This is a genomic window from Stenotrophomonas sp. 93052_Sma (assembly GCF_056481145.1).
Map to the genome: position 1 here is coordinate 2499066 of NZ_CM151134.1, position 22501 is coordinate 2521566.

General features: G+C 64.9%; 25 protein-coding genes and 1 pseudogene. 9 read left to right on the forward strand and 17 right to left on the reverse strand.

The genetic code is table 11. The features are described from left to right. The first annotated feature begins 34 nt into the window (after positions 1 to 34). Positions 35 to 922 carry a LysR family transcriptional regulator gene (locus tag ACZK2V_RS11695; protein ID WP_100472358.1) on the forward strand — a complete coding sequence of 296 codons (888 nt, stop codon included), beginning with the start codon at positions 35 to 37 and terminating at the stop codon, positions 920 to 922. A 220-nt stretch (positions 923 to 1142) separates the two neighbouring features. Here ACZK2V_RS11695 and ACZK2V_RS11700 read toward each other — a convergent pair whose 3' ends face one another. After that, entirely contained in the window at positions 1143 to 3791 is a 2649-nt protein-coding gene (locus ACZK2V_RS11700; RefSeq protein WP_486322340.1) for an excinuclease ABC subunit UvrA, read from the reverse strand. A 179-nt stretch (positions 3792 to 3970) separates the two neighbouring features. Between ACZK2V_RS11700 and ACZK2V_RS11705 the strand changes: the two genes are divergently transcribed. The 4 genes from ACZK2V_RS11705 (at position 3971) to ACZK2V_RS11720 (ending at position 5859) form a co-directional block, all read left to right on the forward strand. Beyond that, the gene (locus ACZK2V_RS11705) at positions 3971 to 4249 is read left to right on the forward strand and encodes a hypothetical protein (protein WP_486322341.1); all 279 of its coding nucleotides are present in this window, start codon (positions 3971 to 3973) and stop codon (positions 4247 to 4249) included. A 125-nt stretch (positions 4250 to 4374) separates the two neighbouring features. Beyond that, positions 4375 to 4629 carry a hypothetical protein gene (locus tag ACZK2V_RS11710; protein ID WP_486322342.1) on the forward strand — a complete coding sequence of 85 codons (255 nt, stop codon included), beginning with the start codon at positions 4375 to 4377 and terminating at the stop codon, positions 4627 to 4629. After that, positions 4626 to 5048, forward strand: a complete 423-nt coding sequence (locus ACZK2V_RS11715; RefSeq protein WP_486322343.1) for a low affinity iron permease family protein — start codon at positions 4626 to 4628, stop codon at positions 5046 to 5048. Before ACZK2V_RS11710 ends, ACZK2V_RS11715 begins: the two co-directional genes overlap by 4 nt. Before the next feature lie 313 nt (positions 5049 to 5361). Then, positions 5362 to 5859: a YciE/YciF ferroxidase family protein gene (locus tag ACZK2V_RS11720; RefSeq protein ID WP_049463394.1), complete on the forward strand. Its 498-nt coding sequence runs from the start codon at positions 5362 to 5364 to the stop codon at positions 5857 to 5859. 39 nt (positions 5860 to 5898) lie between these two features. Here ACZK2V_RS11720 and ACZK2V_RS11725 read toward each other — a convergent pair whose 3' ends face one another. The 4 genes from ACZK2V_RS11725 to ACZK2V_RS11740 form a co-directional block, all read right to left on the reverse strand. Next, positions 5899 to 6633 (reverse strand): DNA-formamidopyrimidine glycosylase family protein, encoded by a 735-nt coding sequence (locus tag ACZK2V_RS11725; RefSeq protein WP_486323322.1) that lies wholly within the window; start codon positions 6631 to 6633, stop codon positions 5899 to 5901. Next, positions 6626 to 7393, reverse strand: a complete 768-nt coding sequence (locus ACZK2V_RS11730; RefSeq protein WP_486322344.1) for a DUF72 domain-containing protein — start codon at positions 7391 to 7393, stop codon at positions 6626 to 6628. The genes ACZK2V_RS11725 and ACZK2V_RS11730 overlap by 8 nt, the downstream gene beginning before the upstream one ends. Next, entirely contained in the window at positions 7390 to 7857 is a 468-nt protein-coding gene (locus ACZK2V_RS11735) for a BLUF domain-containing protein (protein ID WP_262226570.1), read from the reverse strand. The genes ACZK2V_RS11730 and ACZK2V_RS11735 overlap by 4 nt, the downstream gene beginning before the upstream one ends. A 100-nt stretch (positions 7858 to 7957) precedes the next feature. Beyond that, a complete protein-coding gene (locus ACZK2V_RS11740) occupies positions 7958 to 8176 on the reverse strand; it encodes a hypothetical protein (RefSeq protein WP_486323323.1) in 219 nt (72 codons plus the stop codon). A 319-nt stretch (positions 8177 to 8495) separates the two neighbouring features. Between ACZK2V_RS11740 and ACZK2V_RS11745 the strand changes: the two genes are divergently transcribed. After that, positions 8496 to 8888, forward strand: coding sequence for a response regulator (locus ACZK2V_RS11745; protein ID WP_486322345.1), 393 nt, complete (start codon positions 8496 to 8498; stop codon positions 8886 to 8888). Positions 8889 to 9119: 231 nt separating this feature from the next. On the opposite strand, the gene ACZK2V_RS11750 is transcribed toward ACZK2V_RS11745, so the two are convergent. From ACZK2V_RS11750 to ACZK2V_RS11775, 6 genes and pseudogenes are all read right to left on the reverse strand, one after another. Continuing rightward, positions 9120 to 9812 (reverse strand): glycosyltransferase family 2 protein, encoded by a 693-nt coding sequence (locus tag ACZK2V_RS11750; RefSeq protein WP_486322346.1) that lies wholly within the window; start codon positions 9810 to 9812, stop codon positions 9120 to 9122. Next, a complete protein-coding gene (locus ACZK2V_RS11755; RefSeq protein WP_486322347.1) occupies positions 9809 to 10396 on the reverse strand; it encodes a class I SAM-dependent DNA methyltransferase in 588 nt (195 codons plus the stop codon). Before ACZK2V_RS11755 ends, ACZK2V_RS11750 begins: the two co-directional genes overlap by 4 nt. Beyond that, complete coding sequence (locus tag ACZK2V_RS11760; RefSeq protein WP_486322348.1) at positions 10393 to 11151, reverse strand: PIG-L deacetylase family protein; 759 nt, start codon at positions 11149 to 11151, stop codon at positions 10393 to 10395. The genes ACZK2V_RS11755 and ACZK2V_RS11760 overlap by 4 nt, the downstream gene beginning before the upstream one ends. Continuing rightward, a pseudogene (locus ACZK2V_RS11765) lies at positions 11139 to 12078 on the reverse strand (acyl-CoA dehydrogenase). The gene ACZK2V_RS11760 and the pseudogene ACZK2V_RS11765 overlap by 13 nt, the downstream one beginning before the upstream one ends. Before the next feature lie 102 nt (positions 12079 to 12180). After that, entirely contained in the window at positions 12181 to 12687 is a 507-nt protein-coding gene (locus ACZK2V_RS11770; protein WP_154352610.1) for a hypothetical protein, read from the reverse strand. Between the two features lie 10 nt (positions 12688 to 12697). Next, a complete protein-coding gene (locus ACZK2V_RS11775) occupies positions 12698 to 13861 on the reverse strand; it encodes a zinc-dependent alcohol dehydrogenase (protein WP_262082674.1) in 1164 nt (387 codons plus the stop codon). A 148-nt stretch (positions 13862 to 14009) separates the two neighbouring features. Here ACZK2V_RS11775 and ACZK2V_RS11780 point away from each other — a divergent pair, with 148 nt between their 5' ends. From ACZK2V_RS11780 to ACZK2V_RS11790, 3 genes are all read left to right on the forward strand, one after another. Beyond that, complete coding sequence (locus ACZK2V_RS11780; protein ID WP_080355380.1) at positions 14010 to 14198, forward strand: hypothetical protein; 189 nt, start codon at positions 14010 to 14012, stop codon at positions 14196 to 14198. Positions 14199 to 14297: 99 nt separating this feature from the next. Beyond that, positions 14298 to 14936, forward strand: a complete 639-nt coding sequence (locus tag ACZK2V_RS11785; protein ID WP_486322349.1) for a DUF6766 family protein — start codon at positions 14298 to 14300, stop codon at positions 14934 to 14936. A 3-nt stretch (positions 14937 to 14939) separates the two neighbouring features. Next, the gene (locus ACZK2V_RS11790; RefSeq protein WP_329810064.1) at positions 14940 to 15491 is read left to right on the forward strand and encodes a cysteine hydrolase family protein; all 552 of its coding nucleotides are present in this window, start codon (positions 14940 to 14942) and stop codon (positions 15489 to 15491) included. Positions 15492 to 15515: 24 nt separating this feature from the next. Here ACZK2V_RS11790 and ACZK2V_RS11795 read toward each other — a convergent pair whose 3' ends face one another. From ACZK2V_RS11795 to ACZK2V_RS11820, 6 genes are all read right to left on the reverse strand, one after another. Then, on the reverse strand, positions 15516 to 15749 hold the full coding sequence (locus ACZK2V_RS11795) for a hypothetical protein (protein WP_049463413.1): 234 nt from the start codon (positions 15747 to 15749) through the stop codon (positions 15516 to 15518). 245 nt (positions 15750 to 15994) lie between these two features. After that, positions 15995 to 17605: a PepSY-associated TM helix domain-containing protein gene (locus ACZK2V_RS11800; RefSeq protein ID WP_486322350.1), complete on the reverse strand. Its 1611-nt coding sequence runs from the start codon at positions 17603 to 17605 to the stop codon at positions 15995 to 15997. 11 nt (positions 17606 to 17616) lie between these two features. Beyond that, on the reverse strand, positions 17617 to 17916 hold the full coding sequence (locus ACZK2V_RS11805; RefSeq protein ID WP_486322351.1) for a hypothetical protein: 300 nt from the start codon (positions 17914 to 17916) through the stop codon (positions 17617 to 17619). Beyond that, on the reverse strand, positions 17903 to 18187 hold the full coding sequence (locus tag ACZK2V_RS11810; RefSeq protein ID WP_154352615.1) for a hypothetical protein: 285 nt from the start codon (positions 18185 to 18187) through the stop codon (positions 17903 to 17905). Before ACZK2V_RS11810 ends, ACZK2V_RS11805 begins: the two co-directional genes overlap by 14 nt. A 67-nt stretch (positions 18188 to 18254) precedes the next feature. Further along, a complete protein-coding gene (locus ACZK2V_RS11815) occupies positions 18255 to 20435 on the reverse strand; it encodes a TonB-dependent siderophore receptor (protein ID WP_486323324.1) in 2181 nt (726 codons plus the stop codon). A 178-nt stretch (positions 20436 to 20613) separates the two neighbouring features. Continuing rightward, the gene (locus ACZK2V_RS11820; protein ID WP_486322352.1) at positions 20614 to 22497 is read right to left on the reverse strand and encodes a PepSY-associated TM helix domain-containing protein; all 1884 of its coding nucleotides are present in this window, start codon (positions 22495 to 22497) and stop codon (positions 20614 to 20616) included. Between the last annotated feature and the right edge of the window lie 4 nt (positions 22498 to 22501).

The window sequence follows — 22501 nt, forward strand, 5'->3', positions numbered from 1 at the left end:
GCTTCTAATGAATGTGCATGGCACACTGGGCCCCATGGCCAGGAGCAACCTCAACGATCTGCTTGCATTCATCGCGGTAGCGCGCGAGGGCAGCTTCACGCGCGCAGCCGCCCAATTGGGAGTCACCCAATCGGCGGTCAGCCAGGCGGTCAGCGGCTTGGAGGCGCGGATGCAGATCCGCCTGCTCACCCGAACCACGCGCAGCGTGGCGCCGACACCTGCCGGCGAGCGCCTGATGCGGGCCATCGGGCATCGCTTCGACGAGATCGAAGCCGAACTCGACGCCATCACCGAACTGCGGGATAAGCCTGCCGGAACGGTGCGCATCACCAGCGGCGACCACGTGCTGCGCACGACGCTGTTGCCCAAGCTCACGCCGTTGATGCACCAGTACCCTGACATCCATATCGAGTTCGACGTCTCCTATGGCCTGCGGGACATCGTGGCGGATCGTTTCGACGCTGGCGTGCGGATGGGCGAAGAGATCGACAGGGACATGATCGCCGTGCCCATCGGGCCGCAGTTGCGCATGGCGGCAGTGGCTTCACCTGCGTACTGGGAAAAGCATCCGCCGCCGAAGGCGCCGCGTGATCTGGTCGGCCATCGCTGCATCAACATCCGGTTCCCGACCCATGGCGGCCTTTACGTTTGGGAATTCGAGCGAGCCGGGCGAGAGCAGAACGTGCGCGTCGAAGGGCAAGTCATCTTCAATGCCAGTCACCATATCGTTGCTGCGGCGCTGGAGGGCCTGGGTGTCGCCTTCCTGCCCGAAGATGAGTTCGCGCCCCACATCGAAACGGGCGAACTGGTGCGGGTGCTGGCACGCTGGTGTCCGCCGTTTCCCGGATACCACCTGTATTACCCCAGCCGACGGCAGTCATCGCCAGCATTCCGGTTGGTGGTCGATGCGCTGCGCGTCTAGGCCTGCCCAGGATCGATCGGGGGCTCCAGCACTCTTGGCCGGGTTGTCTGGCGCCGGCACCTCTGACTTCGGCCAGCCGCGGACACTCTCGGTCAAGTCGAGATCTGGAAGCGCGGCCTCGATGTTGTCCTTCCGGTGCCATGGCTGGACTGGAGTTCGCAGCACCCGCTACCTGGGAGGCTCGATGCGGCGGAAATCGACAGCCGAGCATGGCTCGGCGCTACGCGGAAGCCAGCTCCCGCGCCAGGAACGGCGCCGTCCTGCTGCCCTTGGCCCGAGCCACCTGTTGCGGCGTGCCCTTCGCCACGATGGTGCCCCCTGCCCCGCCTGCGCCAGGCCCGACATCAATTACCCAGTCCGCCTGCGCAACCGCGCGCATGTCATGCTCGATCATCACCACCGTATTGCCCGCGTCCACCAGCCGCTGCAGCTGCACCAGCAGCCTGTCCGCGTCCGACGCATGCAGGCCGGTGGTGGGCTCGTCCAGCACGTACAGCGTGCGCCCGCGCTGGCTGCGCTGCAGCTCTGTGGCCAGCTTGATGCGCTGCGCTTCGCCGCCTGAAAGTTCCGTGGCCGGCTGGCCCAGCCTCAGATAGCCCAGGCCGATCTCCTGCAGCAACTGCAGCGGCCGGGCAATGACCTCTTCCTCGCTGAAGAACGCATGCGCCTGGTCCACCGTCATCTGCAGGACCTCGGCGATGTTGCGGCCGTTCCACTGCACTTTCAGCGTCGCTTCGTTGTATCGCGCACCGTGGCAGGTGGGGCACGGCGCGTAGACGCTGGGCATGAACAGCAGTTCGACGCTGACGAAACCCTCGCCTTCGCAGGTCTCGCACCGGCCCTTGGCCACGTTGAACGAGAAGCGCCCCGCATCGAAACGGCGGCGGCGCGCGGCGGGTGTCGCGGCGAACAGCTTGCGCACGTGATCGAACAAGCCGGTATAGGTGGCAAGGTTGGAGCGTGGCGTGCGGCCGATGGGCTTCTGGTCGACCTGCACCACCCGCTGTATGGCGTTCATGTCGCCTGCCAATGTGCCCCGGGTCGTTTCGATCACGGTTGGCCCGTCGGTGGGCGCGCTATCGGCGCTGTCGTCCGCGGGCTCATGCCCGAGGTGCAGCAGCAACAGCTCGGGCAGCGCCTGCGCCATCAGACTGGACTTGCCCGAACCGGAAATGCCGGTCACTGCGGTCAACAGCCCCAATGGCACCTGTGCGTCCACGCCCCGCAGGTTGTGGCGGTGGATGCCCTTCAGTTCCAGCCAGCTGCTGGCGTTGCGCTGCCGGCTGGCGGGTGCGGGCACCTGGTCGAACAGGTACTGCGCCGTGCGCGACCCCTGGGTCTGGCGCAGGCCGTCGGGCTCGCCACTGTAAAGGACCTGGCCACCGTGCTCGCCCGCCTCTGGCCCAACATCCACCAGCCACTGCGCGCGGCGCATCAGCTCCAGATCGTGTTCAACAACGAACACCGAGTTTCCGCCGTCGCGCAGGCGCTCCAGCGCGTCGTACAGCGCCTGGCTGTCGGCCGGATGCAGGCCGGCCGAGGGTTCGTCGAGAACGTACAGCACGCCAAACAGCAAGGAGCTGAGCTGCGTGGCCAGCCGCAGGCGCTGAAGTTCGCCGGCCGACAGCGTGGGCGTGGCGCGATCCAGCGAGAGGTACCCCAGGCCCAGGTCACGCAATTGCCGTACACGGGCCATGACCCCGCCTGCCAGTCGTTGTGCTGCCAGGCGCTTCTCTTCCGACAGGGCGGAGGTCAGCCGCACGTCGGGGGCACCCTCGTGGGTCGCCTGGCCACTCGCGGCCCGACGGGCGCGATCGCGGGGTGTCGCGCGCCTGCTGGTACGCGCGCCGGTGCTGTGGGCACTGAAGTCGCCTTGCGCGATGGGCCCCAGCAGCGCCGCCAGCTGGTCCAGCGGCAGCCGCATGAACTCGCCGATATCCACGCCGGCAAAGGTGACCGAAAGCGCCTCCGGCTTCAGGCGTTTTCCGTGGCAGGCCGGGCACAACCGGCCTTCCATGTAGCGCGAAACGCGCTTGCGCATCAGCGCGCTCTGGGTGTTGGCAAAGGTGTGCAGCACGTAACGCCGCGCGCCGGTATAGGTGCCCATGTAGCTGGGCTCCTGCTTGCGTTTCAGCGCGGCACGGGTCTCGGCGGGCGTGAACCCGGCATAGACGGGCACGCTGGGCGCTTCCTCGGTGAACAGGATCCAGTCCCGGTCCTTCTTCGGCAGCTTCTTCCACGGCACGTCGATGTCGTAGCCCAGCGTGACCAGGATGTCGCGCAGGTTCTGGCCATGCCAGGCCGGCGGCCAGGAGGCGATGGCGCGCTCGCGGATGCTCAGCGAGGGGTCCGGAACCATCAGCGCTTCGGTCACTTCGTAGACATGCCCCAGGCCATGGCAGGTGCTGCAGGCGCCCTGCGGCGTGTTGGGTGAGAAGTCCTCGGCATACAGCATGGGTTGGTTGGCCGGGTACGCCCCCGCACGCGAGTACATCATGCGCACCAGGCTGGACAGCGTGGTCACGCTGCCCACTGACGAACGCGCATTGCTGGCCCCGCGCTGCTGCTGCAGGGCCACTGCCGGCGGCAGGCCATCGATGGCGTCCACATCGGGCACGCCCGCCTGATCGATCAGGCGGCGTGCATAGGGCGCAACGGACTCGAAGTAACGCCGCTGCGCTTCAGCGAAGACGGTACCGAAGGCCAGCGATGACTTGCCGGAACCTGATACGCCGGAGAACACCACCAGTGCGTTACGCGGAATGGAAACGTCGACATTCTTGAGGTTGTGCTCGCGGGCACCACGCACCTCGACGCAACCGCTGGCGGCGGCAGCGCATGACGATTCACCAAAGGGGGTGTTGGACATTTCAGCGTTCCTGCATTCGGCGGGCGGGCCGCGCAATGGGCGCGCCCGGTAGGCCATTCTCGCTGCTGCGGAGTGAATGGTGTGAGGGCGCAGGAGGTGGAATGCCACCTTCACCCCCCTTGCTACGCCGTTGCGCGGCCAAGGGCTAGCGTGAGTCATCTGCACGATAGGAGGCGATCATGCATCCCGATGTACTTGGCTGGATCGCCACGGCGGTCCTGATGGCGACGTTGATCCGGCAGATGGTGAAGCAGTGGCAGTCGCCAAACCCCGAGGTGGTATCGAAGTGGCTGTTCGTGGGCCAGATGACCGCGTCCGCGCTGTTTACCGTCTACAGCGCGATGCTGGGCAGCACCGTCTTCGTGGTGACCAATGCGATGTTGCTGTTGACGGCCGTGGTGGGCCAGGTGATGGCCTGTCGCCGTCGTGGCCGACCCCGAACACCCCCGCCCTGCTGATTGTTAACGCGTTTTGCCTGAAGGCTTGACGCCACGTTGCTCCGCCCTTGATGGGGCCGCTCACGATGCAGTTCCTATGCTGGGCGCGCCACCTGAGCCGTGGCACCCAACCTGGAGACCGCACCATGCAACGTGATCAGAAAGACCTTCCCCACCCGGACCCGCAAGCGCAGAATCCCGATCCTGTCAGTCCACTGCAGGCGAAGCTGCACAACCGCCGCAACCATGACGAAGCGCTGCAGGAAACCTTCCCCGCCGGTGACCCGATCTCTCCCTTTGTTGCTGCACCAACCCCGGAAGAGCAGGCCAAGCGCCTTGGGGAGCGGGTCACGCTGCCAGACCGCCGCACGGATAAGGAGGCCGCGGGAGGTGACGCGTGATCGGGCGCGGTTTTGCCCGTGTGGCGGCCGCAACGGCACGATTGTCCGGCAGCCTGGGCGCATTCGTCGCCGCGCTGGGGGGGATCATCACCTGGGCCGCCAGCGGGCCGGCCTTCCACTTCAATGATACGTGGCAGCTGGTGGTGAATACGGGGACGACCATCGTGACCTTCCTGATGGTGTTCCTGATCCAGCATACGCAGAACGCCGATACGGCCGCGCTGCACATCAAGCTGGATGAACTCATCCGGGTCAGCAAGGATGCCAACCAGGAGCTGTTGAACCTGGAATCGATGGAGCCCGCTCACCTTGAAGAGATACGCCAGCGTTACGAGGCACTGGCGAAGACCGCTGCAGACATCAAGTTCAAGAAAGAGCGTTGCATGCCTTGCGATGCGGACGCGGCCGCCGAGGCCTGAAGGGGGCCGCGACGGCGGCAGACCCGCGTGGGGATGTCCTGGTGCAAGGCGCTGCCCGGCAGGGCCTTGCAGCGCTGTTCCGACGGAGGCCATCGACCGGGGACGCAAGCAGCCCCAAGCTACGATGCCATCGTGAAGCCATGCCGAAGGCCTGCCGGCAGCGAAATGCAGCCACACACGGTGACGGGCGCCGCTTCGTGAAGACGGCGCACAGGCTTTCTGCTGACGTTCCCATGCAGCCTTCACCTGGCCCCTGCTTTGGCGCAACCGGGCGACGCCTACGCTGAGCGCTCCACTCAACGCGGAGCCCACTATGGCTATCAAGACGGCGGAAGACCTGTTCATCCACGAACTCTCGGACATCTACAGCGCCGAGAAGCAGCTGACCAAGGCCCTCCCGCGCCTGGCCCGTGCGGCCGAGAATCCGGATCTGGCGGCGGCGTTCGAAACGCATCTGGAAGAAACCCAGGGCCAGATCGAGCGCATCGACCAGGTGGTGGAGGTGCTTGGCATCCGCCTGAAGCGCATCAAGTGCGCGGCGATGGAGGGTCTTGTAGAGGAAGGCAAGGAGGTGATTGACAGCATCGACATGGGCCCTGTGCGTGATGCCGCGCTGATTGGTGGCGCGCAGAAGGTCGAGCATTACGAAATTGCGTCCTACGGCACCATCGCCGCGCTGGCCAAACAGCTGGGCTACAAGGATGCCCTCCCCTTGCTGCTGGAGACGCTGGAGGAAGAGAAGGCGACCGATGAAAAGCTCACCCTGCTGGCCAAGGGCGGCGGTAACGCCAAGGCCGCGCAGGCTGCCTGAGCCGCGTGGAATGCAGCACGGCCGCCATGGAAGGCGGCCTCAGGGTCCGTACAGCACCTGGTCGTTCGGGCAGAAGAAGGTGCGCCGCCGGGTGGTACCCATGTACAGCTTGCTGATCGGGCCACCGCAGACCGGGCAGATCCTGCGCATATGTACCTGCCAGTGCTTCTTCAACGCGAAGCGGCGCTTCCACTCCAGGAAATCGAAGCTGTAGGCGCGTGCCTGCGTGATCAAGGCGGTGAGCTTGCGCGGCGGCAGGTTGCCCAGGCGAGTGGCCGGGTGCACGCGTATGCGGAACAGCACTTCGTTCTTGATGATGTTGCCTACGCCGGCGAAGACAGTCTGGTCCAGAAGCGCATCGCAGACCAGGACGTCCGGCATTGCCTTCAGCTTGCGCCGGGCCAGCTTCGGATCCCAGGCATCGTTCATCACGTCCGCGCGCCAGTCGTAGACGTCGTCCAATGGCTCGCCAATGAGCTTTACGGAACAGGCATAGAAGTTCAGTTCCCCATTGTCGAACACCAGGGATACCCGCGCCGGGGTTGGCTTCCGTTCGTCGATGCGCCAGCTGCCGAACATCATCAGATGGATGCGCAGGGTCTGGTGGCTGAACTCCAACAGAAAGTGCTTGCCCCAGCTGCGGACCGCCTTGACCCTGCGGCCCTGCAGCGATGACAGGTCGATCCGGCTGTTTCCCGATACGGCGCGTACCACGTGCCCCCTGAAGTGAGCCGCAGCCTCCCGAAGCAGGACGATGGACGGGCCCTCAGGCATGCGCAGGCTCACGCAACAGGGCCTGCAGGCGCAGGGCGTTGCCGGAGGCGTGTCCCAGCGCGGTATTGTCCAGCACGAACCAGATGGGACGTTGTGCATCGGATTCACGCTGCAGCTGCTGTGCCAGGCCCTCAAGCACCTGCTCACTGTAAGCGCTCCGATAGATCTGCGGTTGCCCGTGCCAGCGCCAGTAGCTCCACGTGCAGTCTCCGCCGGGAATCGCCGCGGCTGGCACCCGTGCAGGGTCTGCCGCAACCCGGGCGACACCATGGTCACTCAGCAGGGCGTCCACTTCCGGGGTGAACCAACTGGGATGGCGTGGCTCACAGGCGACATCACGCGTGGTGCGTACAAGCAGGCCCTGCAGGAACTCCGCCACTGTCGCTGGGTCGTATTCCAGGCTGGGCGGTAGCTGAAGCAACAGCGGACCCAGCTTGTCACCCAGCGCCATCACGCCGCCGAGGAACTGCTCCAGCGGCTGCATCGCGTTGCGCAGCCGGCGTTCATGACTGATCGTGCGTGGCAGCTTCACAGCGAAGCGGAAACCGCCTGGCACGCTCGCGGCCCACCGCGCATACGTTCCGGCCTGATGGGGACGGTAGAAGGAAGAGTTGATCTCCACCATGGGCAAGCAGGTGGCATAGCGCTGCAGGACGCTGGCGCCTGCGCCGAAGGCTGCCTGCCCAGCCCGCGACAACGACCAGCCGGCGCAGCCGATGCGTATCAGGCCTGGCGCATTCGGGGAAGGCACTGCGTTCATCGCGCCGTCGGGCCGTCCGGTTCCAGCAACCTGCCGCCCCCGCCTTCCGAAGGCGACTGCGCCACCCACTGCAGCCGATCGAGCGCGCTGGTCCCAAGGGCGAGCATCGACGCGCCGCGCACGAAACCCGTCCAGTCGGAAATGGCGATTTTTCCAAGGGCCAGCTCATCCACCCTCACGCAGTTCATCCGCCAGTGCGGAAACTGTCGCCGTCCCAGCCTGCCCCGGTTGAGTTCGACCATCCCGCTGTGGCTGCTGGCCGCCAGAATGCGCGCGTATGCCGCATTGACCCCGGACTCCGGGCCCTCCAGATACTGCAGGAAGCGCGAGCCATCGAACAACAGCGTGCCGGTGACATCGACAGATTCATTGAACAGCACTGCCTCCGCCACAAGCTGCTGCAGCCGCTCTGCGGTCAGGTTGCGGGAGGCTTCACTCACATAGGCAATCGCACGAAGGGGCATGACACCACCGGTTGCTGCAGACAGCGCTACCTTAGCGACGCGGATCGTACGCGCGGTGAGATCCGTGTGGAGGCTGCGTTGAGCTGTGGCCTGGCCGCACTCAGGCGGTCACTGAACCGGAGAGTGCCGCACCCGGGAAACCCTTGAGCCTGGCCGGGTCCCGCCCCGGTTCCGCCGACACCAGCGCCTGCACCACGCGATGCTGGACGCGATGCCCGCTCTCTTCCATGCCCACGACGTACACGAAGCGGCCATCAAACTTGGCCTGCGCGCCGTCCAGAACGTTGTCAGCCAGAAGGGCTCGCTTCAACGACTTCATCCACGCCCGTTCAGGTGTGCGGTCCAGCTCTGCAACCACGGCGGCACCGCCGCAGTCCAGTGACATGCTCTCAACACGGAGCACACGTGGCGAAGCGGGATCAGGGCGATGCATGTCAGAAGCTCCATTGCGGAAGTTGGCGGCAGTAATCCATGGCCCCTGCCAAAACGCCGTCAAGAAACGCCGGGCCTCTTTCCACGCCACATCGACGGCAGCAGTGCCACCTGCGTGGCTTCGCACCGGGCTGACATTCCACACTCGCGGCGTTGATGCTGCGCAGCACACACTGCAGCTCCCCAGGCAAGACAGGCATTCATGCATGCAACGCGATACGAACCAGCACCGATGCAACCTGCTGCTGGTGGAAGACCAGTTCGACCTGGCCGCGCTGATGGAGCAGGCGCTGGAAGACAGCGGTGGCCAGGTGACCCATGCCTACAGCGTGTTTGATGCGATGGGTCTGCTGGAAACACAGACGTTTGATGGCGCCGTTCTGGATGTGGAGCTTCGTGACGGTGTGGTCTTTCCCGTTGCCGATCGGCTGGCCGAGCTCGGCATCCCCTTCCTGTTTGTCTCTGCGGTGTATGACCAGCTGGTGCCGCAGCGCCACCGGCGTGCGGCCTTTGTGGCCAAGCCGTTCCACATCGACCAGTTGCAACAAGCCGTTCAACATGTGGTGGGAAACACCTGCACCTCTTCGGCCACGCACTGACTGTGCTGCCTGGACACCCGGCTGTTCCAGTGTCCGGGCGCTTGGGTGTGAAGATGCGACCGGTCCTGGCAACAGGAACCGGGTGACCCCGCTGATCGATTCCAGTCCAAGGGCGGTGCGGTTGAGAGACCGCAAACGCCAAACGTGAACTGGGCACACTTTGCCCGGTGAGCTGAGGACGTCACCGCATTTCCGCTGTTGCCTGCCACGGCGCGCCAGAACGGCCGATCGTCAGGCCAGCACGATTGGCCGGCCTGCCGCCGAGGCGGATCCCGCCACTCCCATCTCCGCCAGGTAGGCTGAAAACCCTCCTGCCGCGCGGCCTGCCAGGCGCGCACTGGTCATGACCACGGGCGCACCGGCCCATCGCACATCAGCGCCGAGGCGCTGCAGCGTCTCCACCAACTGGACGTCTTCTGCGCAATGCAGCGCCGCGAAGCCGCCTGCCGCCAGATAGGCCTGGGAGGAAACCCCAAGGTTCGCACCATGGATACGTCCATGATCGTCTCCCCATTTCTGCCGTCCCTGAAAGGCCTTGCGCAGGCGCTCTTCGGCCCTACAGGTCGTTGCAATGTCCACCAGCCCACAGAAAGCGTCCCAGCGCCCCTCAAGCTGTGCAACCAACCACTCCGCGGGCACCTCGCTGTCTGCGTCCGTGCTCGCCAGCCACCTCGCACCCCGCCCCAGCAGTTCAGCGGCGGCCGCGGCCCGGGCGATGCCGACGCAGCGTGCATCCAACCGCAGCGTATCGACCCGCTGTTGGCCGCAGATGGATTCCGTGGCGTCCGAGCAGTCGTCCAGCGCAACAATCACCTCCACCGCTTCACCGCCCAGGCCAGGATTCAGGGCCGCCCTCCTGATCGACTGCAGGCACCGCTCGATGCTGGCTGCCTCGTTGTGGGCCGGAACCAGCACGCCTATCACCGCAGGCCCTCCAGGCGGGCCAACGACATCGCGCCGCGCGTCCACCCCTGCAGTACGAAGTCTGCGTCGCGATAGTGGAAGGCTTCCTGCAGGCCTTCACCCAGGTATCGATGCACGACTTCGGTGCGGCTCGCGCGTCCCGGGAACGAAGGCAGCCAATGGCAGGCCACCAGCAGCCCGTCATCGCGAAGTGCTTCCCCGATACCGGCGCGCAGCTCACGCAGTGCGCCAGCTCCCAGGTAGTAGCCCATCTCGCCGCAGACGATCAGATCGAAGCGGCCCGGCGGCCAGTGCTCAGGATGGCTGGCGCAGTGGACCTGCACGTGCGGCAGGTGGGCCAGGTTGCGGCGGGCCTGGAATGCCGCTCGCGGGCTGATGTCGGTCGCCAGCAAGCGCTCGCAGCGGGTGGCCAGGGCCTCGGTCAGCACGCCATTGGAGCAACCCAGCTCCCAGCCACGGTTGAAATGACGCTGGCTCAGGCTTGCCAGCAGCAGTGCACGCTTGCGCTCTTCATACCAGCGGCTGCGGTAGCCGAAGGGGTCCTCCTGCTCATGCAGGTCATCAAAGTACGGCTGTGCGCTCATGCAAGGAATACCTCGTAGGTTCGGAAAAACCGGGCCAGTACATGCGCGGGCAGCACCGGAGGGCTGTTCAGCTCCGGCACTTCGCCCGTCTGCGTCCGGAACTGGGCGATCGCGTTTCGTTTCGCGGCCGCCACGGCTGAGATGTCGACCAGCCTGGGGACCTCCCACGCCATATGTGCGCAGGCCGGATCCAGCCAGTGCCATCCCCATACCGGGTACTCCAGCCGGCGGCAACCCACTGCCCGCGCAGCGCTGCAGGCAGCACGCCCTGCCGCTTCATGGTCGGGGTGGCCATCAAACCGCCAAGGCGCGAGGACCAGGTCGCGCGGCTGCAGATGCTGTTGCAGCCAGCCTTCCAGGCCCTGTTCGTGCGCGCTGACCGCGCCGTCGGAGATGCCCAGATGAAACACCGAGCCGGCCCCGATGCCGAGTTCGCGAAGTGCCGCGGCAAGCTCCGCCCGTCGTGCCGACCGCAGGCGCTCTGGCGTCCACCACGGCTCGCCCGGATAGCATGCTTCGCCATCCGTCACTGCAACGACGCTCACATCCATGCCCTGCCCCACTGCGTGATGGAGCAGCCCGCCACAACCGAGGATCTCGTCGTCCGGATGCGGCGCGACCACTACCAGGCGGTCATGCCCGGTGCACAGTGCGGTTGCCGTTGTGATCGGCTGCTGCCGGAGCCAATGGCAGCGCAGCCATGCCTGCTCGTGGGTTCCTTCGCCTTGCAGCGGTGCCCTGCCTACAGCGCCCATGCCGCCTCCTGGGCCGCCCGCTGCCCGCCCAGCCATTCCCAATCGCGATCAGCGTGGCACTGGCGGAGGAACACGGTCAGGTCAGCGCAACGGTGGGCATGGGCGTCTTCCAGGCACATGGGGGCCGGGCCCAACGCCCGGCCCGCCAGATCCAGCACGCGGGTGGCCGCACGCTCGACCACGCAGCGTACCCGCACCACGTCCTCGCGATGCGCCAATTCGGGCTCGGCATCGATGCGTGCCGCCAGCTCGCGAAGCAGCGCCGCGGCCGGCGCCAATGCGAGGTCCACTTCACCCAGTAGTCGTGCTCGATTCCCCTCGGTGCAGGCCTGTCGCATGCGCTCGGCCAACGCGACCGCTGCGCCAAACCAGACCGCCGCAATGCCTGCCCCGCCATGCCAGAAACCCGGCCGCTGCAGGTAGTCGTCGCGCGCCCAGGATCACCATCGGTGCAGCGTCAAACCGCACCGTGGTGGATGGGATTCCGGCCATGCCAACGGCGGCCCATGGCTCGCCTGCAAGTGTGCGCCAATGCTCTGCCGCCACATGGCAGAGCCATACGCCCTGGGCGTTGCGGACCGTGACCAGTGCCGCATCCACCCACGCGCTGCCGGAACACCAGGGCTTGTCACCGTAGAGACTACCGCCGGCATCGATGCGAAGGGTGTTGGCCGGGCCCTCTGCAGCCCAGACGGCCAGCAACTGGTCCTCTGCAACGGCAGGCGCTTTCAGCTCGGCAATGATCGCCTGGGCGTCATAGTGGGCCTCCAGCACCTTGGCCAGGCAGAGATCCTCTGCCCCCCAGGCCGCCAGCGCCTGCCAACGCTGCAGCGTCTGGCCGCCTCCGGGCAAAGGCAGTACAGGCTGCTGGACCAGCACCTGGCGTGCGTGGTTGAACAACGGAGAAGGCGGCGTCACATCCTGCATGGGCGGGTCTGCAATGGAGATACGCCATGAACGTAGGCGGCAGGCAGTCATACGACTGTCTTGGAGGTGTGGCGGGCACATGAATGCCCCGCGCAACGATCCTCACGCGCCTATCTGCCGCCGCTGTTCTCGTGCACGGAAACACTGCAGCAGCTCCCACAACCATGGCAGCACCACCAGGCCCAGCGCCGGCAGCAGTATCAGGCACCAGATTTCCGGTGCTGCAGCCTTCACGTTGAGCGACCACCGCGACGGGGCCTGCCAGCCGATCCAGCCCAGCAGCACCCATGGCGCAGCATCGAGCACGCTGTGCACATGCTGTTCCGCTGGACTGATGCGCCTGCGGCCGTCCGCGCTGACGGTGTCGAAGTAACCGGCGACCGCGTGTGCGATGACCAGCAGTGTCAGGAACGTGACGAGCGACAACGTGTTTTCCAGCGCCAGCCACGCAAGCACCCCGCTGCCGATCAGCAGAAGCTGTACCCCATGCAGGAGGCTTTCGCGCATCGCGGAAGTGTGCGGCAGGTCGGTTCGCCGGTGGAAATGGAAGTCGAGCCAACCGGCGGCCAACCAGAGCGCATAGACGCATGCCATGACGATCGCGCTCATTGCGGCATGCTCAGGGTGTCAATACGATCTTGCGGCAGTCGTCGTCCTTGGCATCAAACATTGCATAGCCTTGCGCTGCATCGGCCAGGCGCATCCGGTGCGAGATGATGTCACCCGGGTCCAGCTTTCCTTCCATGATTGCGTCGAGCAGTTCCGGCATCAGTCCCTGCACATGGGTCTGCCCCATCTTGAATGTCAGCCCCTTGTCGAACGCGTCGCCCAACAGGAATCCATGGATGAAGCCGGCGTAGACACCTGGAATACTGACCACGCCACCGCGGCGTGCGGCTGCAATACATTGCCGGATCGCCACGCCGCTGCTGCCTTCCAGCTTTACAGCGGTCAACGCTGACTCCAGCGCACTGCCCTCAGCCTCGAAACCTACAGCCTCGATGCACGCATCCACGCCCCGCCCACTGGTTTGGGCAAGAATGAAATCGGCCGGATCGTCAATCTCGTTGAAATCAATGGGGGTCACCCCGTAGGCCCTGCGCGCATAGTCAAGGCGGTACCGAAGATGATCGATCATGAAGATGGTCTCGGCCCCCAGCAGGCGGCAGCAGGCCGCGCTCATCAGCCCGACCGGGCCCGCACCGAAGATGGCCACCGTTGAGCCCGGCTTCACCCCTGCGTTCAGCGCGGCCTGGTAGCCGGTGGGGAGGATGTCAGACAGGAACAGGACCTGCTCGTCGGCAACGCCTTCCGGAATACGTAGCGGACCCACATTCGCCTTGGGCACGCGCACGAACTCCGCTTGGCCACCGGCAACTCCGCCATACAGATGGCTGTATCCGAACAGCGCGGCCGGCGGCAGAAGGCCCTTCTGATTCAGCGCGGCGCCCTTGCCCGGGTTGGTGGTTTCGCAGGCGGCATACTCGGCCAGCCGACAGTGGAAGCACTCACCACAGGCGATCACGAAGGGAATGACAACACGATCACCTGGCTTCACCTGGGTCACCCCGCTGCCGACCTCCTCCACGATGCCCATGAACTCGTGGCCCAGCACATCGCCGTCGTGCAGATCGGGAATCTTGCCGCGATACAGATGCAGATCGGAGCCGCAGATGGCGGTAGCGGTGACACGCAGGATCAGGTCGTCGTCTGCGGCCAGTACCGGGTCCGGCACGGTCTCGACACGTACATCCTTGCGGCCGTGGTAGGTCAATGCCTGCATCGTGCGTCTCCAGGAGTTCGGATCTCCAGCATCGCAAGGCCGCCATCCCGCCGCGGTGACATCCCGGTGTGCGCGGCGTTCATTCTGCGGCGTCGTGGCGTTAACCCAGCCCGGTGCAAGGTGCAGGTTTCCGCCGCAGGAGCCATCCATGACCGACAAGCTTCCCTTCAATCCGACCACGGACGTGGATGATCAGTCGAAGGCACATACGCCGGACAAGCGGCGCAATGATCGAGCCAGATGGAAGGAGCACGACATGCCCGACGACGGCGATGGCCCCAAGGCTGTACCCGAGGACTACGAGCGTCCTGATCCCGATCCAACAGGGAAACGTTGAGACCGCCTCACATACTGGATGCGCCGGATTCACAGCTCATGGCCCGCTGGCGGCGCAAGCTTCATCACGGCCATTGAAACAGCCTGAACGAGGTGTTGCATGTGGAAACGCAACGGTCTCTCGCTGGTGTTGCTCGTGCTCACCGTCGTATTCATTGGTGGGCAGGCAGTTGCGGGACATCACGTGCACAACCAGGAGCTGGTGCAGCACGGACGCACGCCGATCGATCTCTGGCACTACCTGGCAACCGGGCATTTCGTCAGCGCCACATTCGAGAACTGGGAGAGCGAGTTCCTGCAGATGGGGATGTATGTTCTTCTGACAGTGAGCCTGCGCCAGCGCGGTTCGGCCGAATCGCGGCCCTTGGACCCTGTGCAGGAACAGAATCGCATCGAGCCGGGGCCGGCGCCTTGGCCCGTCAGGCGTGGTGGCGCATGGAAAGTCATCTACGGCCATTCGCTTGCGATCGCCTTCGGCCTGTTGTTCCTGGCCAGCTTTACGCTGCACGCATTGGGAAGCTGGCGAGCCGAACAGGCCGAGCAGCAGCTGCAGGGCCTGCCAGTACCGGGCTTTCTCGAGCACCTGGCCAGCAGCACGTTCTGGTTCGAATCGATGCAGAACTGGCAAAGTGAGTTTCTGGCCGTGCTGTCTCTGGTTGTGCTGACCATCTTCCTGCGCCAGAAGGATTCGCCACAGTCCAAGCCGGTCGAAGCGCCGCATGCGCAGACAGGAGATTGAGGCATGGCACGCCGCCCTTCTACCGCCCTGCTGATCGTCGACATGTTCAGTCGTTTCGACTTCCCAGGTGCAGACGCGCTGGCGCCAGCGGCAGAGAACGCGGCCCGGCAGATCCGCCGCCTGAGAGACCACTTCGATGACCAAGGGTGGCCAGTCATCTATGCCAATGACAACTTCTCAGATTGGAAGCGGGACTTCCGCCAACAAGTGGAGCAGTGCCAGCGGGACGGGGGGACGGCTGCCCGAATTGCCACCACCCTCTCCCCCCTGCCCGGCCACTATTTCGTGCTCAAGCCCAAGCACTCGGCGTTCCTCGCCAGTCCCTTGCCGATTCTGCTGGCCAAGCTGGGAGTACGCCGTCTTTGCCTCACTGGCATGACGGCCGACTCGTGTGTCCTGGCCACGGCGCTGGACGCCAACGCCAGGGAGTTCGAGGTCGTGGTGGCATTGGAAGCTGTGGCGGCGATGCCCTCGCAGAAACGGCGTGCACTGGCAGTGCTGGCAGACTCGGGCGCAGCCCGGGTCGTCCGACTTTCGTCGCTGGTCTCTGCGTAATCGGCAGGATCAAATCGAGGCAGTTCAGGCCCGGTCCGCTACACCCTGTACACCGGCATGACCGGCGCAATGTGCACAGCAGAAGATCTGGCCCTTTCCTTCAACGCCATGCCCGATAACCGCGCAGTTGCAATGTGCGCAGCGCGGCGCGAATGCATGGATCGCGCATTCGAACGAATCGAAGGTTCCGCTGCGTCCGCCCTGCTGCAGGGTGAAACTCTTGTCGTAGTTGTTGCCGCAGACATCACAGGTGGCCATGTGGCACCCCTTTGTGTGTAATGAAGGGGGAGTGTGGTGAGTGCGGTTGTCGGTGGCCGTGAATGCGGCGTACCTGGTACGTGCAAAGTACCCATGACGCGTGCCTCGCCGAACTGAAGAGCGGGCCGTTCAGGCCTGTTCATGGCCGGGTCGAATTCTTGCTGCGTCCAGGGTAGCTTGGGCAACGGCTGTTTTTTCCATCCAATGCCTACCTGCCCGCCTCGGCAATCGTTTCAGGGGCGGATCTACTCCCCGGCCGCCTGGGTGTGCACTGCCCTTGTGGTTGCCTTTCCGTCGATGGCCCAAACGCTGTCCATGTGACCCGCGTTTGCGCGCTTCCTGGAACGCCTCGCCAGCTGCCAGAGAATGAGAGCGGCGATCATTGCGGTCGCGTCCACAGCCACGCCGGCACCTGAATGGTTCCAGGTGCCTGGCACGCCGACCAATGCTGCAAGGCTGCCGACCGGAATCAGTGCCGTCACCATGGCGCCAGCGTACAGCAGCTCGTAAGCGGAGCGCGCGGCCCCACGCAGGAATGCCCAGGCGACTGCCAGCAGGAAGGCCGCATAGTAGATGCCTTCGTGCCATGCCGAAACATTGGCCACCAGCCCAGGGAGCCACTTGGTGGCGGCCAGTGTCGCCGAGATGCCGGTTACGCAGCCCAGGGACACGCCGATCGTCAAGGATCCCAGCACGCGAGTGGATCGCTTCTGCGCCGGCAGGTTGGCATCGCGCTGCTTCCTGCGTCGTGATTCGATCCACAGCAGGTTGCCGGTGTAGAACACGATTGCGCCGCCGAGTCCAAGCAACAGGTACATCCAGCGCACCGGGTTTCCGCCGAAGCTGCCGAAATGAAGCATGAAGAAGGCATTGACCGCCGTATCCCAGCCATCCATGTGCCCGGGCAGATCATGCGTGTCCACCACGCCGGTGTAGGGATCGAGATGGGTGCTCATGTACGTGCGGGCACGCGTCCCGTAACGGATATCCAGGCCGGTCACACGCCCCTCGACCACACTCCCCTTCTGCTGGAAGCCCAGGCTGTAGACCTCAAAGCCCGGCAGCTGTGCCTTTACCTTTTCCAGCAGTGCAGGAGCAGGCAGAGGCTGGGCGCCCGGAGCGGGCCTGGCATCGTGCTCTTCGCCCCATTGGATGCCGTTGGGATAGACCACCTTGTCCTGGATGTCGTAGATCTGATCGTGGAACGCGAATACCACGCAGGTCACGGCCATGATCAGGTGGAACGGCAGGCTGACAATGCCCAGCGCGTTGTGCACATCCAGCCACATGCGCTTGATGTTCCTGCCTACCCTCACGGCGAAGAAGTCTTTCACCAGCGTCGGTAGCAGCACGATGACGCCGGAGATCAGTGCCACGGCATACATCAGCGCAATGATGCCCATGACGGGGCGCGAAACCGCATCCGGGAACGGCAGGCCGACGAACTGATGCAAGGTGTCGACAAGCTGCGCCACTGGTGCCTTGCGCAGCTGCTCCACCTGGAGGTGGCCCTTCTCGTCAAAGCTTGCGCCAAACTCAGTGAACTGCCGTGGCTTGTCGCCACGTACCCGCCAGATCACGCGGGCAGGCGCTTCAGGTGATGTCTGCACCATCACGGTGTAGTTCTTCGCGGCTTCCGGATGCTTCTTGAGCACCGCCGCCAGCAGGTCAGGTGCACGTTCCATCGGGACCGGCGCAGACAGCGCGGACGGCGGCGTTGCCCATCGTTCCAGCGGCTTCTCGAACATGGTGATCGAGCCGGCATAGAAGGCAATGAACAGCATCAGGCCGGCAAAGATCCCGACCCAGATGTGCACGTCCTTGTAGACCTTGATGATGTCGTTGCGGATCTTCATGCGGGGTCCAATCAGCCCAGCTGGCTTCGCGCCAGCCAGAGTGCGCCAAAGGCGACCAGGTTGGCAGCACCCAGCCACAGCCAGGCGCTTGCGCTGCTACGGAAAAAGAAGACGAATGACAGGAGGGGCGCCCACAGCAGCGCGACCAGCCACATGTTGAACTGGGCTTTGCCACCGCCGCCATCAATGCCGCCGGGTCCGAACCAGGCAAAGAGGCCGGACAAGGCCAGGGAGAGCCCGAAACCCAGGAACACGCCGGCGCAGGTCTTTCCGAACCAGTGCCGGCTCTGCAGCTTGTCAGGCTTGGCCATGCGGGCCTCCGCCTCGACGGCCACGCCAGACGCCCAGGAACGGCGCCACTGACCAGACCAGCATCAGAATCGTCAACCAGGTGAAGAAGGCCGCACCACTTCCCATCAAAGACAGGAACAAGGCAAGCGAGACCAGCGACAAGGTGCTGCCGGGAATCCATTTCCCACGGACAGGCCAGGGTCCGGCGCGCCGCCACTGCTGTTTCGGTGAGGCCAGATAGAACAGCCACGCCCCTACCACACCCGTGGCTGAGGCCAGCAACGCCATCACGACTGACATTCTGGAAGTCTCATTTGGAGGCTCCGTGACCTGGCTGGCCGGTCACGGGGCAGAAGGGTTACCAGGTGAACCGGGCGGTGGCCGTGACGGTGCGTCCTGTGCCGAAGAAGCATGAGGAGACACCGCTGCACGTGGTCACGAATCGCTTGTCGGTCAGGTTGCTGACGTTCAGTGCGAACTGCGTGCCCACACTCCCGATCGCACCGACGTCATAACGGATAGCTGCATCCCACATCGTGTAGGACGGAATCAGGTAGACGTTGACGCTGTCGCCGTAGCTTTCACCGTTGTAGCGGACGCCTGCGGCAAGGCTCAGGCCTGCGAGTGCCCCGCCCTGGAAGGTGTAGTCACCCCACAGCGCAGCGGTCCAGTCCGGAACCATCGCCAGCTGCTTGCCCTGGTAGCCGTTGTTGCTCTTGGTGACTTCCGAGTCCATCCAAGACGCGGCGCCGATCACGCTGAAGCCATCGAGGGGGGTGATGCGGCCTTCCAGTTCCACGCCACGCACGCGACCCTCGCCATCCTGCACCTGGCACTGGCTGGACCCAGTCGTGCCGCAGGTGTTGTGGCTGGGATCGGGGTCGTTGGTGAGGATGTTCTGCTGGCGCAGATCGTAGGCTGAAAGCGTGATCAGGCCATCGAATCCAGACGGCTGATACTTCACGCCCACTTCCCACTGCTTGCCGGTGATTGGGTCGAACGGGGTCCGGTCGAAGGACTGTGTAGCTGTGCTGCCTGCGGGCTGGAACGACTCGGCATAGCTCAGGTATGGCGTCAGGCCATTGTCAGCCACGAACAGGATGCCCGCGTTGCCGCTGAAAGCCTCGTTCTTGATGCGGCTCGGCGCGCGTGCGCCATAGCGATCCGTAGCCACGGTGTACGACTGCGTCCAGGTGTCGTCCTTGGTCCAGTCGTAACGGCCGCCCACGGTGAAGCGCCACTTGTCCAGCGCGATCTGATCCTGCAGGTAGGCACCCGTCTGGCGGTTGACGCCTCCCGAGTAGCTGATGCTGTTGGTCACCGGGACATAGCCGGTGTAGACCGGATTGAAGATGTCGATCGGCGCCGGATCACGCATCGCACCGCGTGCCGCATCCCAATCGGCCTTCTGCCAATCCACGCCCACCAGCAGCGTGTGTTCAGCCGAGCCGGTCTGGAACTTGCCGGTAACGCGGGTGTCGATGGTGTCGCCCTGAGAGTCTCCCTCGCCCCAGGTGGCACGTCGCTTCTGCGTGCGGCCATCCGGGTTCAGGCCACCGTTGGTCACCACGGTGCGGAAGGTCGATTCCACGTTGGTGCGGCGGGCACCCTGGCTCAGGGTCCAGTTCTCGTTGAAGGCATGTTCGAACAGCCAGCCGGCCGTCCAGATCGTGCGGTCGTAGGTGTTCCAGTTCGGTTCGCCAATGAAGGTCGTGTTCTTCATGCGCCCATAGGGGGTGGCCTTGAGCGTGCCGTCCATCGGCAGGAACTGGTAGGTCGAGCCGCCGTCATCGCGCTGATAGAGGCCCAGCACCGTCAGCCGCGTACGCTCGGCCATCTGGAAGGTATAGCTGGGGGCCAGGAACCAGTGCTGCTGCTGGGTATGCTCGATCTGGGTGTCACCGTCGCGATACAGGCCTACCAGCCGCCCGAGGTGGCGCTTGTCGTCCGATGCCGCGCCCAGATCGAACGCGCTGCTGTACTGGCCGTTTCCATCCAGACCCACCTGCAGCACCTGCTGCTGGTCAGGTGTCGGGGTCTTGCTGACTTGGTTGACCATGCCGCCCGGAGCCACCTGACCATACATCACGGCCGACGGTCCCTTCAGCACCTCGACACGGTCCAGGTTCCAGCTGTCCACCATGGTCCGGTTCCACTGGCCACCCTGCGGCGCACGCATGCCGTCGACGGTGACGTTGTTGCTCCAGCTGCCGGCGTCGAAGCCGCGGATGCGGAAGTCATCGACGCGATTGTCGATGCCGCCGCTCTCCAGAACCACGCCGGCCACGTAGCGCATCGCCTCGTTGAGGTTCTGCACACCGCGGGCATCGAGCTCTTCGCGGGCAATGACCGAGACCGACTTGGCCATTTCCGCAACCGGCGTGTCGGTCTTGGTAGCGCCGGAGGTGTGTGTGGTTGTGCGATAGGCGTTGACGCGCACCGCATCGAGCGTCGTGGCGCTGCCATCGGGGACTTCTGGCGAGGGGGGTGCTTCAGCGTGACCGGCCAGCGGGAAGGCCAGCATCAGGGCAACGGACACGGACAACAGAGAGCGCCTCGGGGCGCGGGAAGTAGTGGCGATCTTGTTCATTTGGAGGCCTACGGTAGGAAGTGCGCCCTAGGCGGCAGCTGCGGCGGCGTTAATTTCGCGTTAAATAATACCAAATGCAAATCGTTCGCACTAGCAGCCGCAGGCGCCTGCCCTTTTTGGAGCGTCCTCACCCAGTCCGCAGGATCGCCACCAACACCCCCATCAGGGCACTCCCTGCCGCCAGACTCAGCCACACCCTCCCCACCCTGCGGGCGCTGAAAACGCCCACAGCAGCGGCAATGAACAGCACGAACCCCAGCAGTGAACTGGCCAGGACCGAAACGGCTGTCCTTACCCCCACCAGCACGGGCAACAGCAACGCCAGTGCCGTGGCAGTAACGGCGGTGAACACGTAGCCGCCCAGCGAGGCGGCCAGCACACGGCTCGCCACCTGCCAGCGATAGGCCGGTTCCCGCCCGGCCGGAGGCTTGGCCGGGCGCGCCGCCTCCTGCGCCCGTGGCCAGCGGCGCTGCAGCATCAGGGCCATTCTTGCCAGCATCAACCCGAATGCCAGTGCGACCAGCTCCACGCCGGCCTGCTGCCATGCGCCCCGCTGCAGATACATCAGCATGCCCTGACCGGTGGTTGCCATGTTCACCAGCGGCAGTGCCAGGCACAGCGCTGCGGCCAGCCACAGCTGCTCGATCCAGGCCAGGCGAGGTGGGCGCCAAAGCGCGTGCAGCACCGAGGCAGCGCAGGCCGCAAGAAAAATGCGTATTTCCCACGCACTGCGACCGCTCATTTCCAATGGCAGCAACCGATTGCCATGCAGGTAGACGATGCTTGCCAGCGCCACCCCAGCCAGCGATGCGACGTTGAACGCTTCCACGCAGCGGTAGATGCCCGCCGTGGCCGCGCCGAACTCATGCTCGCTGCGCTTGCGCCGCTTGATGGAGAACAGCAGCGTGCCGATGGCGATCATCGCCGTGCCCAGCAGGCCGCTGATGAAGTACAGCCACTTCATCGGCCAGCCGCCGAAATCGGCCTTGTGCAGTGCTTCGATGGTTTCGTGCACCTGTACGGCGCCAATGGCATGCGGACGTGCGCCATGCTGTTGCAACAGCGTGCCGCTGGCAGCATCGAACGTCACCCGGCTGGCTTCGGTCAGCAGATGCCTGTCCGCGCCCCCCTCGGGCTTGCGGCCGATCACCTCCACCACGCTGTGCACGGTGCCGGGCGCCTGGATCACGACCAGTGCCGGTGGCTGCCCGCTGATGGCGTGCGCGCGTGCCAGCAGTTGCGGCAGGTCCGGCAGTTGCGCGGTGGATACCAGGATGCCGGGCGGAGCCAACGGTGCAGGCGCCAGCTCGGCTTCGTAGCGCGCATAGGCGCCATCCGCATCGCCATAGGCGGTGTGCACCGGCCACGGCAGATAGCTGCTGTAGAAGAAGGTCAGCCCCGTGTAGCCGATCATGAACAGGAATGGCAGGGTCAGCACGGCACTCAGGTTGTGCGCATCCAGCCAACTGCGCTGTCCCTTGCCCGGGCGGAAGGTGAAGAAGTCCTTGAAGATGCGTTTATGCACTACCACGCCGGACACCAGCGCCAGCAGCATGCAGGCGGTGATCCAGCCGACCAGCCAGTAGCCGGCCATGCCACCGTGCAGGGTGTAATGGAAGGACATGAAGTGGCGCCCGCCTTCGGTTTCCCGAAGACGAGGTGGAGGCTGTGGCATGCCTGTACTGGCATCCACCCAGCGTTCGTGCGCGTTGCCGTCGCCATCCTCCCATGACAGCTCCAGCGGCCAGCCGTGCTGCGCAGGCCAACGGATCTGCCATGCCCGGGCATCGGTGGTGTTTGCGGCCAGCCAGTGCTGCGCACGCACCGCCTGCGTTGCGGTGTCCACCGCCGGCAAGGAGGCCGGCACGGGGCCGGCCTCCATCCATCGCGTGATCGGCTCGCGGAACACGCTGAGCGTGCCGGTCAGGAAGATCGCGCACAGCAGCCAGCCGCAGGTAAGGCCGCACCACGTGTGCAGCCACGACATGCTCTGCCGGAAGCCTGCCTTCATGCCT

What these genes read in the sequence shown, in the direction of transcription:
- ACZK2V_RS11695 (WP_100472358.1), top strand. Translation starts at nt 35, where the DNA reads ATGGCCAGGAGCAACCTCAACGATCTGCTTGCATTCATCGCGGTAGCG.
- ACZK2V_RS11700 (WP_486322340.1), bottom strand. Translation starts at nt 3,791, where the DNA reads ATGTCCAACACCCCCTTTGGTGAATCGTCATGCGCTGCCGCCGCCAGC.
- ACZK2V_RS11705 (WP_486322341.1), top strand. Translation starts at nt 3,971, where the DNA reads ATGCATCCCGATGTACTTGGCTGGATCGCCACGGCGGTCCTGATGGCG.
- ACZK2V_RS11710 (WP_486322342.1), top strand. Translation starts at nt 4,375, where the DNA reads ATGCAACGTGATCAGAAAGACCTTCCCCACCCGGACCCGCAAGCGCAG.
- ACZK2V_RS11720 (WP_049463394.1), top strand. Translation starts at nt 5,362, where the DNA reads ATGGCTATCAAGACGGCGGAAGACCTGTTCATCCACGAACTCTCGGAC.
- ACZK2V_RS11725 (WP_486323322.1), bottom strand. Translation starts at nt 6,633, where the DNA reads ATGCCTGAGGGCCCGTCCATCGTCCTGCTTCGGGAGGCTGCGGCTCAC.
- ACZK2V_RS11730 (WP_486322344.1), bottom strand. Translation starts at nt 7,393, where the DNA reads ATGAACGCAGTGCCTTCCCCGAATGCGCCAGGCCTGATACGCATCGGC.
- ACZK2V_RS11735 (WP_262226570.1), bottom strand. Translation starts at nt 7,857, where the DNA reads ATGCCCCTTCGTGCGATTGCCTATGTGAGTGAAGCCTCCCGCAACCTG.
- ACZK2V_RS11740 (WP_486323323.1), bottom strand. Translation starts at nt 8,176, where the DNA reads ATGAAGTCGTTGAAGCGAGCCCTTCTGGCTGACAACGTTCTGGACGGC.
- ACZK2V_RS11745 (WP_486322345.1), top strand. Translation starts at nt 8,496, where the DNA reads ATGCAACGCGATACGAACCAGCACCGATGCAACCTGCTGCTGGTGGAA.
- ACZK2V_RS11755 (WP_486322347.1), bottom strand. Translation starts at nt 10,396, where the DNA reads ATGAGCGCACAGCCGTACTTTGATGACCTGCATGAGCAGGAGGACCCC.
- ACZK2V_RS11760 (WP_486322348.1), bottom strand. Translation starts at nt 11,151, where the DNA reads ATGGGCGCTGTAGGCAGGGCACCGCTGCAAGGCGAAGGAACCCACGAG.
- ACZK2V_RS11770 (WP_154352610.1), bottom strand. Translation starts at nt 12,687, where the DNA reads ATGAGCGCGATCGTCATGGCATGCGTCTATGCGCTCTGGTTGGCCGCC.
- ACZK2V_RS11775 (WP_262082674.1), bottom strand. Translation starts at nt 13,861, where the DNA reads ATGCAGGCATTGACCTACCACGGCCGCAAGGATGTACGTGTCGAGACC.
- ACZK2V_RS11780 (WP_080355380.1), top strand. Translation starts at nt 14,010, where the DNA reads ATGACCGACAAGCTTCCCTTCAATCCGACCACGGACGTGGATGATCAG.
- ACZK2V_RS11785 (WP_486322349.1), top strand. Translation starts at nt 14,298, where the DNA reads ATGTGGAAACGCAACGGTCTCTCGCTGGTGTTGCTCGTGCTCACCGTC.
- ACZK2V_RS11790 (WP_329810064.1), top strand. Translation starts at nt 14,940, where the DNA reads ATGGCACGCCGCCCTTCTACCGCCCTGCTGATCGTCGACATGTTCAGT.
- ACZK2V_RS11795 (WP_049463413.1), bottom strand. Translation starts at nt 15,749, where the DNA reads ATGGCCACCTGTGATGTCTGCGGCAACAACTACGACAAGAGTTTCACC.
- ACZK2V_RS11800 (WP_486322350.1), bottom strand. Translation starts at nt 17,605, where the DNA reads ATGAAGATCCGCAACGACATCATCAAGGTCTACAAGGACGTGCACATC.
- ACZK2V_RS11805 (WP_486322351.1), bottom strand. Translation starts at nt 17,916, where the DNA reads ATGGCCAAGCCTGACAAGCTGCAGAGCCGGCACTGGTTCGGAAAGACC.
- ACZK2V_RS11820 (WP_486322352.1), bottom strand. Translation starts at nt 22,497, where the DNA reads ATGAAGGCAGGCTTCCGGCAGAGCATGTCGTGGCTGCACACGTGGTGC.